Source organism: Vibrio sp. D173a, from assembly GCF_030248475.1.
In genome coordinates this window covers 1-616 of record NZ_JAHGAH010001019.1, presented here as the reverse complement: position 1 = coordinate 616, position 616 = coordinate 1, and the positions used below count along the sequence as shown (strand labels likewise).

Genomic DNA, 616 nt, shown 5'->3' with positions numbered 1-616 from the left:
CCGAAAGCAGAAGAGAAGATGGCGATCCTGCAAGATACCATCGCGACGCTCACGGGTGCGGGTTACCAGTTTATCGGCATGGACCACTTTGCGCTGCCAGAAGATGAGCTCGCAGTGGCTCAGCGTGAAGGTATTCTTCACCGTAACTTCCAAGGCTACACCACTCAAGGTGAGTGTGACCTGATTGGCTTTGGTGTCTCGGCAATCTCTATGGTGGGTGACGCGTACGCGCAGAACCAGAAAGAGTTGAAGAAATACTACCCGCAAGTCAACGACCTGCGTCATGCCCTCTGGAAAGGTGTGGCTCTAGATAACGACGATTTACTGCGTCGTGAAGTGATTAAGCAGCTGATCTGTAACTTTAAACTGGATAAGACCCAGATTGAATCTGAGTTCTCAGTTAACTTTAATCGCTACTTCAAAGAAGACTTAGAGCTACTGCAAACCTTCATTAATGATGAGCTAGTTGAAGTGGATGACAAAGAGATCCGCGTAACCCTGCGTGGTCGTTTGTTGATTCGTAACATCTGTATGTGTTTCGACAAATACCTGCGTGCCAAGGCTCGCCAACAGCAGTTCTCTCGCGTTATCTAAGCGAGCTCTGTTTTCGAAAAAT

1 pseudogene is annotated in these 616 nt (G+C 48.1%); it reads left to right on the top strand.

Features of this window, described 5'->3' with window-relative positions:
* A pseudogene (locus tag KIV40_RS30995) lies at positions 1-594 on the top strand (oxygen-independent coproporphyrinogen III oxidase); the annotation flags it as partial.
* Positions 595-616 lie beyond the last annotated feature (22 nt).